This is a genomic window from Phytoactinopolyspora endophytica (assembly GCF_004138495.1).
Taxonomy (GTDB): Bacteria; Actinomycetota; Actinomycetes; order Jiangellales; family Jiangellaceae; genus Phytoactinopolyspora; species Phytoactinopolyspora endophytica.
Genome location: NZ_ML142867.1, coordinates 47,900 through 56,804, shown reverse-complemented (window position 1 = coordinate 56,804; position 8,905 = coordinate 47,900). Strand labels below are relative to the sequence as shown.

The following is an 8,905-nucleotide window of genomic DNA, read 5'->3' as shown; positions in this document are numbered from 1 at the left end:
CGTCTGTTCCAGGGTGAGCACCAGCCGGCACGGCCGGCCGGTGCGCATCGACAGGTGGATGAGCAGCGGCTCGAGCTTGGGGTTCTGCTTGCCGCCGAAGCCGCCGCCCGGGTCCGGGGCGAAGACTCGCACCTTGGACAGCGGGAGGTCGAAGAGGTCGGCCATCATGCGCTGCAGCAGGTAGGGGTGCTGCACCGGGCTCCACAGGCGCAGGCCGCCGTCCGGGTCCGCGGAGGCGATGAAGCCGTGCGGCTCGATGGCGAAGTGGGTGACCATCGGGAAGGTGTAGGTGCCCTCCACGACGACGTCGGCCGTGGCCTGGTCGACGTCCCCCCAGGTGAAGAAGCGCTCGCGCAGTACGTTCGTCGTCGCGAACGGGTCATCCTCCACCCGGATCGACGGCTCCTGCACCAGCGGGGCGTCCGGCGCGAGCGCGTCGGCGAGGGTGACGACGGCCGGCAGCTCCTCGTGCTGGACGCGCACAAGGTCGGCGGCCCACTCGGCGGCGTCCTCGGTCTCCGCCACGACAGCCGCGACAGGCTCCCCGTGGTACTTCGTCTCCTCCAGGGCGATCACCGGGCGGTCCTCGAACGCTGGGCCGAAGCGCTGCGCCGGCAGGTCGGCGGCGGTCACGACGTCCAGGACGCCGGGGACTTCCCGGGCCGCTGAATCGTCCACGGACAGGATGCGGGCGCGGGCGACGTCCAGGGTCACCAGCTTCACGTGCGCGAGCCGTTCGAGACGCAGGTCGGCGAGGAACTGCTGGGTGCCGTCCAGCCGCTCGCGTCCGCCTACCCGGGCTCGGCTGGTGCCGATCGAGGCCGGTGGCAGGTCGGCCGGCGTGCGTCCCGTGGCGGTGGTCATCGGGCGTCCTCGGCGACGGACAGCACGGCCTCGAACATGCGGTTGTACCCGGCGCACCGGCACAGGTTCCCCGACAGCGCCTCCCGCACCTCGCCGACGTCGGGGGAGGGGTTTTCCTCGAGCAGCCCTTGGGCGGACATGAGCATGCCCGGGATGCAGAATCCGCATTGCACGGCCCCGTGGTCCAGGAACGCCTGCTGCAGCGTGGACAGCGAGCCCGGCTCGGCCAGACCCTCGACCGTCGTGACCTCGGCGCCGTCGACCTCCACGGCCAGCACGAGGCAGGAGTTCACCGTCAGCCCGTCGACCATGACCGTGCACGCACCGCACTCGCCGACCGCGCAGCATTCCTTGCTCCCGGTGCGGTCGAACGTGTCGCGGAGCATGTCCAGCAGCACGGTGTACGCGGCGACGACGACAGTGCGGCGTTCGCCATTGACTGTCACCTCGATGCGATGCGTGTCCACCTCGATGGGGTGCGGGTCGGTCATCGGTCCCCCTCCTGCCTGGCGAGTTCTTGAGTGGCAAGCCTTTCCCGCGCGCGGTGCAGGGCCCGCAGGCTCAGCACCCGCAGCATGGCCAGCCGGTACTCCTTGCTGGCGCGCACGTCGGTGATCGGCGTCGTGCGCCCGAGGATCTGGTCGAGCACGGCGTCGACGGCCGCGCGGTCCGCGTCTGGTGCGGCGAGCGTCCCCGTGATGTCCCGCACGATCACCGGCCGGGGTGCGGCCGCGCCGTAGACGAACGTCACCGTGCCGTCATGGGACACGGTGCAGCACACGTTGACGGTTGCGAGGTCCACTCCGCGCCGGCGTGTCATCCGGGCGAACGCAGTGCCGCAAGGGTCCGTGGGCAGGGGAATCGCGACGACCGCGACGAGCTCGCCGCGGCGCAGGTCGGTGCTCCGGTTGCCCTGCACGAAGTCGGCCACCGGGAGGCGGCGGCTACCCTCCGGTCCCTCGAGGACGACGGAGGCTTCGAGTGCGGCCAGCACCGGCACGGTGTCCGCGGCCGGTGAGGCGTTGCAGATGTTCCCCGCCAGGGTGGCGCGGTGCCGGATATGCACCGATCCGACCACGTCGGCCGCCTCCACCAGGGCGGGCAGCGCGCTGCGCACGGTGGGATGCGCGGTCAACTCGGTGAGCACCGTCGGCGCGGTGACGACGACCGCGCCGTTCTCGGCCGAGACGCCGGGCCGCAGGTCGGCCAGCCGTTTGAGGTCCACCACTATGCGCGGCCGGACCGTGCCATGCCGCAGCCCGACTGTCAGGTCCGTGCCGCCCGCGAGCGGGCAGGCGTCCTCACCGTGCTCGGCGAGCAGGTCGACGGCGTCCTGCAGGGCGCCGGGCAGGGAGTAGCGGAATGGGTGCATACGGGGCTCCGTCAGGGGGAGTGCTCGAGGACGCGGACGCGCGCCTCGCGGTCCGGGCCTATCTCGACGTCCAGGCCCGAGACCCACTCGGGCTCGCCGCTGTCCACACCCATCGCATCCAGGGCGAGCGCACGCAGGACGGGGGAGTGCGTGACCGCTACCGTCAGGGCGACCTCCGGCCGGTCGGCGAGGCTCGCCGCAAACGCGCGGATGCGGCGCGCGACGGTGGCGGCGTCGTCCCCCGGCGGGGACGGATGCGTGAGCCAGAAGCCGATCCGGTCCCGGTGGGGGATGAAGGTGCGGAAGAACGGCACGGCTCCGGCGGCCGCGACGTCCACGCCGTCGAGCTGGGCGGCAAGCGCCTGCGCCGAGGACACCATGTCGACGCGGTGGCCCGCGACATACAGGTCGGGGTTGCGCAGCGCGAAGGAGACGCGCGGTCCGTCCACGGCGGCTCCGGCGGCCCGGGCGCCGTCGGCCACGGCCACGGCTGTCTCCCGGGTGCGCCGGGTCTCCCCGCTGAGTACCTGGGTCACCTTGCCCTCGTGGCACAGCGCGGCCAGGCGCCGGCCCACCTCGTGGGCATGCTCCAAGCCGGCGTCGGTCACCGGGACGTCGCCGCGGTGCGACGCCACCTCACCGTGGCGCAGGACGAGCAGGCGCTGCGCGCGCTCAGACATCGATCGTCTCGTAGGTCTGCGCGGACCGGTGTTCCAGCAGGGATACGGCGCGGCCCAACACGTGCTCGACGAAGTGCGGGGTGGCTCTGTGCTCGTCCACCGCGGCGGCTGAGGTGTACTGCTCGTAGAGCAGGAACGTGCCGGGCTCGCTCGTGGACTCTTGGGCCTGGAACTGAAGGCAGCCGGATTCCTGGCGGGTCAGGGCCGTCATGGTGTGGATGACGGCCCGCACCTCGGCCTCGCTGCCGGGCCGGGCGCGCCAGTGCGCGACGACGACGTGGGCCATGGATCCTCCTTGATCAGACGGTGGTGATCGGGCGCGATTGGAGCAAGAACAGCGCCCCGTCAAGGTCGAACGCCCATTCGATGTCCTGGGGGTAGCCATGCAGACCCTCCAGGTGCACGCCCAGCTCGGCCAGTCGGCGGGCCTCGTCGCCGGCGAGCACCGGGTCGGCGATGATCCGGCTCCGCTTGATCTCGCCCTTGCGGCTCAGGAGGTACCAGTCCGGCGTGTTCTCGCCATTGACCACGTTCTCACCCAGGCCCAGGGCGGCCTCGACGACAATGCGGTCGCGGCGCTGGTGCACCGGGTCCACCGTGAACATCACGCCGGCCTTCTGGGAGTCGACCATCTGCTGGATGACGACGGCCATCGCCACGTCGTCGAGCGAGCCCTTCTCCTCGCGGTAGAACACGGCCCGGTCGGTGAAGAAGGACAGCCAGCACTCGACCACCATCTCCTGGGCCTTCTCCAGGGACCCGACGTTGAGGTAGGTCTCCTGCTGGCCCGCGTAGCTGGCGCCTTCGGAGTCCTCGGCACAGGCCGAGGACCGCACGGCGACCAGGCCGGCGAGGGTGGCGTAGTGCTCGGCGATGAGATCGCGCGGCGGGCGGGCGGCGCGGACCAGCTCCCGCGCACCCTTGATGTCGCGCGCGCGGCAGCGCTTGCGCAGCAGTTCGGTATCGAGCGCCGCCTCGAACGCCGCCGAGGTGACCACGAAGCCGGGTGGGACGGGCAGGTCCTCGGCCGTCATGGTCGCCAGGCTCGCACCCTTGCCGCCGGTGAGTGTCACGTCGCGGCAGCGGGGGTCGGTGAACGGCAGGACTAGTGGGGTCGTCTGCGTCATTGCGGATCCTCCGTCACGGGTCAGAGCTGGCTGGCGTGGGCGAGAGGTCGACCGGCGGTGCCTCCGGCGCGCTCGAGGATCTCGACCTGCCCGGCGGAGCCGTTGACCCGAATGCGGTCGCCCGTGCGGATGCGGCGCGTCGCGTCCGAGGTGCCGACGACGGCGGGGATCGCGAACTCACGAGAGACGACGGCCGGGTGCGAGGTCATTCCTCCGGCGTCGGTGACCAGGCCGCCGATGCGGGTGAACAGCACGACCCAGGACGGCGAGGTCATCCGGCAGACCACGATTTCCCGGCTCCCCACCAGATCGAACTCCTCGGGGGTCAACACGACGCGGGCGGTGCCCTCGATGACGCCGGCCGATGCCGGGAGCCCGCCGACGACGTCGCCAGAGGCATCCGCCTCGCGCTCGAACTTCTCCGGGAAGCCCCAGTTCTTCAGGTAGGGGAAGGCAAGCGCCTGGTCGGTGGCGGTGCCGACCCAGTCGCGCGGGCGGCGGTCGAAAGCCTCATCGCGCTCGTCCTTGCGGTCCGAGACGAGCTCGCGCACGTCGTCGGCGAAGGAGCCGGCCATGACCGTGCGCAGCTCGTTGTACCGCAAGAACATCACATCCTCCGGGTCATCGAGGACGTCGGCGGCGACGAGCGCGCGGCCGATGGCGATCAACACGAGTCGCACCCGGGCGTTGGTGCCCTGGTCGATGTAGAAGTGGTGGTCCGGCGTCAGCGGGTTCATGCGCAGCGCCAGATCGAGTGCGCGCTCAAGCGTCTCTCGCGCCGGGCCCTCGGGGACGCCCTCGAGCGCCTCGCGCCGGGCGGCTTCGAGGTCGCGGCGGACCGCCTCGCGCTCGCTCGGGAAGTCGTAATCCGTCTCGAGATAGCCACGCACGGCCTCGATGATGGGCGCCGGGTCCTCGCGCCACGTCTTGTAGGCGAACTCGTGGGCCCACATGGACTTGAAGCCGAACACGCCCTGGTACGGCTCGACCTGCTCGGCGATGAACCGGCGACCTGCCTCGGTGGACTCCAGCGCTCGCAGCACCTCCTTGGCCGTGGGCTTGGTAAACGCGGAGGCCACGTCGCCGCTGTTGTTGCGTACGAGCTCCTTCATGCGCCACAGCTCCTCGATCGAGTCCCAGTTGCGGTTCTCGGTCGAGCTCTGCAGCCGGCCCATGAGGCCGCTGTGGTCACCTTCGCCCTTCGCTTCCCCGATCGCGTTGTTGAGGGCCAGCGTGGAGGAGAACTGGGCGAAGTTGAGCACCCAGTGGATCTGCCAGTGACGGTCGTGCATGTCCAGCGCATCCTCGAGCAGGATCGCCAACTCGATCAGCGAGGCGGAGTCGGTGTCGTAGGTGTCGAAGCGCTCGAAGTTGCGCTCCATCTCCGGAACGTACCGGTCACTCCACCAGCCGAGGAAGTTCTCCGCATAGTGGGGCAGCGTCCAATCCAGGTACGCGGCGATCTCCGTGGCGTAGCGCGCGTCGAGCGGGGTGCGCGGGGTGTAGCGCGCGCCGAACTCGCTCGCCTCGGCGTGGATGCCGGGAGCAGCCGGGATGGCCGCCGTGTACACGTAGCCGTTGATGACCTTCATGATCCAATCGGACGCGAACGGCGTGCCGAAACGGCGGAACATGTAGTCGCACTTGAGCCACCAGCCGCCGATGTCGGCATACATCGGCGACACGGGGTTCGGGATGTGGAGGTCATCGTGGACCCAGAACAGCTCCCGCTGTCCCTCGTCCCACGCGATCGGGAACTCGTCGTCGCCGAAGAACGTTGCGCGCGCACTGCTTCCAGTCATCAACCCACTCCGTTGTCGGTCTCAGGCAGGATACCTGAGGGCGCTAGCGATTATCGATTATCTCGTCAGGCTTCACGACCGTCAAGAGATCGATGAGACTCGCGAGAAATGCCCGCGAGACTCGTGCTAGGTCGAGGCAAGAGTCGAGAGTATAATCCGATCACAAGATCGGTTATAGATCGATAATCGATCAACATGTTCGGAGGTTCCAATCACATGGCCCATGCCCTGACCCGTACGGTGCTTCGCGAGGAGATCAGGAACCGCCTGGTGGAGCGGATCCTGGACGGCACCTACCCGCCAGGAGCCCGTGTCGTGGAGAGCCAGCTGGCCCGCGAGTTCGGGACCAGCCAGGCCCCCGTGCGCGAAGCGTTGCGCGACCTGGAGGGCATGCGGTTCATCGAGACCCGGCCGCACCGTGGCGCCCGGGTCCGCGAGGTCACGCCCGAGGAACTAGGCCACATGTACCCGGTCCGTGCCGCGCTCGAAGAGATGGCTGGACGAGAGGCCGCGATCCGCATGACCGACGAGGTCGTCGCTGCCCTCGCCGACGAGGTCGAGGGCATGCGCCGCGCGGCCGTGCAGAACGACGTCCGGGCGCAACTGACACACGACAGGCGGTTTCATGAGATCATCGTCGAGACTGCGGGCAACCCCGTGCTGCTGGACGTGTGGCACTCGCTGAGAATCGAGACCGTCACGCTCATCAGCGCGATCAAAGCGCACTGGGATCTGCGCATGATCGCGGAGATGCACCGGCCCGTACTGCGGGCGCTCGAGCTGCGCGACAGCGGGCTCGCTGCCTCCGAGCTCAAGGCCCACATCGAGTTCTTCGCCTCCCTCGAGATGGACATCCATCGTCCGGCGCGCAGTCCGGAGCAAGGAGTCCACGGTACTGCGGCCGGCGAAGGTACCGACGACGATGGTGCTGCCGGTGTCGACGGTGCAGCAGCGGAGGTCTCTGTAGGCACCGGCGAGGGCGGTCAGTTCGAGACGAACGTCGTCTCGAACGAGTAGCGCGACGCGCGCTGGGACTACGAGTCCTCGCTGCCGAATTTCGCCGCTCGGGCGGTCCCGTGCATGTCGTGGGGCAAGTCGGCGTAGATCCATTGGTGAGCGCGCGCATGCAGGCACGCTGCCTCGACGTCGCCCGTCTCCATGACTCGGAGGAGCTCATCGTGCTCCTCAGCGACGTGCTGGAGCGCGGGGTTGGCCACCACCAGCGCGATCGCCGTACGCGCCTCGATCTGCAGCCCTTCCCACGCGCGCTCCAGCAGGAAGTTGTCGCTGGCGGTGACCACGCGGCGGTGGAACCGAGCGCTGGCCAAGCTCATCGCCCGTTCGTCCTCCACAGCGGCACAGCGGTACATGTCGGCGACGTCGTCGCGCATGGCCTCGAGCGGGAGACTGCCGTTCAGCATCGTGAGCCGCGTCGCGGTCTCCTCCAAGGCGGCGCGGACGATGTAGGCCTCACGGAGCGTCTGCTCGACGAACGGCAGGACGTGGCGCCCTCGCCGCGGCCGACTCTCGACCAGCCCGAGGCCCTCCAGCTCGCGCAGGGCCTCGCGCACCGGTGCCTGGCTCGTCCCGAAGTCCGCTGCGATCTTCGTCTCCACCAGACGCTCGCCGCTGTGGAGCTCGCCGGAGATGATCAGCTCGACCAGCCCGTCGCGGATGGTGTCGCTCAACGTCGGTTTGGACCGACGGATAGGGCGGTGGTCGCCGGCATGAGGCTCGATCGTCACGAACGTCCTCCATCCGACGGCCCGGCCGCGTGCGCCCGATTTACCTAGTGTCTTGACCAGCATAGTCAGACCCAATACCCTTCGATTATCGATATCGATAAAAGGAGTCGCATGTTGACTGAGGTTCACGTTCCTGGGGACGCGTCCGCCGCTGCCCTCCTGGTTGCCGCCGGGGGTACGGCCCTGGGTGGGGGCACTCTCCTGATGCCCTGGCTCAACGACCACGCGTCGGAGCCCACGGAGCTGGTCAGCCTGCGACGTGCGGGTCTGGCCGAGATCCGCGTCAACGGCTCGCGAGTGACGCTGGGGGCGGCAAGCACGCTCTTCCAGGTGGAGCGCGACGTGCGACTGGCGGTGCTGAACCCCGTGGTCCGATCGATCGCCTCCGTGCCGGTGCGCAACCTGGCGACGGTCGGTGGCAACCTGTTCGCACCCCAGCCGCACGGAGACCTGGCGGTGGCCCTGGTAGCCCTCGACGCGCAGGCCGGTGTCGTAGACGAGGGCGGTCCACGTGTCGCGTCGGTCCAGGACCTGGTCACCGATGAGCGTCCCTCGGGGCTGGTCACGGACGTGGGCTTCGACATCCCCGGCCCCATGGAGTTCAGGTACGTCAAGGCGTCCCGCCGACGCTTCAACTCGGCGTCGCTCGTGACCGTCGCCGCCACGTTCACGCAGGCGGACGGGGTCGTCGAAGCCGCCCGGATTGCCCTCGGCGGGGTGGGCCCCCGCGTCGTACGCGCCCGTGCCGTCGAGGAGGCGCTCGTCGGCCGGCCCCTGGACGAGACGACCGTGCGAGCAGCAGCCGAGGCCGGTCTGGGCGAGATCTCGCCCGTCGACGACGCCTACGCCTCCGCGTGGTACCGCCGCCGCGTCTTCCCCGTCCACCTCCGCCGAGCCCTGCTCGGCCACTGACACCGAAGGACTCATCGCCATGACGGTCAAGATCGTCACACTCAAGGTCAACGGCGTCGACAGGGCGTTCATGGCCCAGCCCGACGCCACGCTGCAGGCCAGCCTGTGTGACCAGCTCGGCATGACGGGCGCCAAGCGCGGGTGCGCCCAGGGCGCCTGCGGCTCGTGCACGGTCCTGCTCGACGGTGACCCTGTCGTCTCCTGCCTCGTCCCGTCCGTCACCGCTGACGGCTCTGCCGTCGGGACGGTTGAAGGGCTTGCCGACGGTCCGGTGCTCGACGACGTGCAGCAGGCGTTCCTCGACGGTTTCGCGACGCAGTGCGGCTTCTGCACACCCGGCATGATCATGTCCGCGGAGGCGCTCCTGGAGCGCAACCCGAACCCGACCACAGAGGACGTCAAA

11 protein-coding genes are annotated in these 8,905 nt (G+C 69.5%); 3 read left to right on the top strand and 8 right to left on the bottom strand.

Annotation, left to right across the window (positions count from 1 at the left end; all coding sequences use genetic code 11):
• The 7 genes from ELR45_RS39350 to ELR45_RS27975 all read right to left on the bottom strand — a co-directional run.
• Positions 1 to 864 (bottom strand): xanthine dehydrogenase family protein molybdopterin-binding subunit (locus ELR45_RS39350; RefSeq protein ID WP_205857402.1); only part of this gene is annotated, 864 nt, incomplete at its 3' end.
• Positions 861 to 1,355 carry a (2Fe-2S)-binding protein gene (locus ELR45_RS28000; RefSeq protein ID WP_129669261.1) on the bottom strand — a complete coding sequence of 165 codons (495 nt, stop codon included), beginning with the start codon at positions 1,353 to 1,355 and terminating at the stop codon, positions 861 to 863. The genes ELR45_RS28000 and ELR45_RS39350, both read right to left, overlap by 4 nt.
• Positions 1,352 to 2,236: an FAD binding domain-containing protein gene (locus tag ELR45_RS27995; RefSeq protein ID WP_129669260.1), complete on the bottom strand. Its 885-nt coding sequence runs from the start codon at positions 2,234 to 2,236 to the stop codon at positions 1,352 to 1,354. The genes ELR45_RS28000 and ELR45_RS27995 overlap by 4 nt, the downstream gene beginning before the upstream one ends.
• A gap of 11 nt (positions 2,237 to 2,247) precedes the next feature.
• Complete coding sequence (locus ELR45_RS27990; protein WP_129669259.1) at positions 2,248 to 2,916, bottom strand: histidine phosphatase family protein; 669 nt, start codon at positions 2,914 to 2,916, stop codon at positions 2,248 to 2,250.
• Complete coding sequence (locus tag ELR45_RS27985; RefSeq protein ID WP_129669258.1) at positions 2,909 to 3,202, bottom strand: putative quinol monooxygenase; 294 nt, start codon at positions 3,200 to 3,202, stop codon at positions 2,909 to 2,911. The genes ELR45_RS27990 and ELR45_RS27985 overlap by 8 nt, the downstream gene beginning before the upstream one ends.
• 13 nt (positions 3,203 to 3,215) lie before the next feature.
• A complete protein-coding gene (locus tag ELR45_RS27980) occupies positions 3,216 to 4,043 on the bottom strand; it encodes a PEP/pyruvate-binding domain-containing protein (RefSeq protein WP_129669257.1) in 828 nt (275 codons plus the stop codon).
• Between the two features lie 20 nt (positions 4,044 to 4,063).
• A complete protein-coding gene (locus ELR45_RS27975) occupies positions 4,064 to 5,845 on the bottom strand; it encodes a PEP-utilizing enzyme (protein ID WP_129669256.1) in 1,782 nt (593 codons plus the stop codon).
• Between the two features lie 216 nt (positions 5,846 to 6,061).
• Between ELR45_RS27975 and ELR45_RS27970 the strand changes: the two genes are divergently transcribed.
• Positions 6,062 to 6,862, top strand: a complete 801-nt coding sequence (locus tag ELR45_RS27970; protein ID WP_129669255.1) for a GntR family transcriptional regulator — start codon at positions 6,062 to 6,064, stop codon at positions 6,860 to 6,862.
• Between the two features lie 17 nt (positions 6,863 to 6,879).
• Here the strand turns inward: ELR45_RS27970 and ELR45_RS27965 are convergent, their stop codons facing one another.
• A complete protein-coding gene (locus ELR45_RS27965; protein ID WP_165368166.1) occupies positions 6,880 to 7,590 on the bottom strand; it encodes a GntR family transcriptional regulator in 711 nt (236 codons plus the stop codon).
• A 111-nt stretch (positions 7,591 to 7,701) separates the two neighbouring features.
• On the opposite strand from ELR45_RS27965, the gene ELR45_RS27960 reads away from it, so the two are divergent.
• Positions 7,702 to 8,502 (top strand): FAD binding domain-containing protein, encoded by an 801-nt coding sequence (locus ELR45_RS27960; RefSeq protein WP_129669253.1) that lies wholly within the window; start codon positions 7,702 to 7,704, stop codon positions 8,500 to 8,502.
• Between the two features lie 19 nt (positions 8,503 to 8,521).
• On the top strand, positions 8,522 to 8,905 hold a 384-nt coding region (locus ELR45_RS27955), incomplete at its 3' end, for a (2Fe-2S)-binding protein (RefSeq protein WP_205857401.1).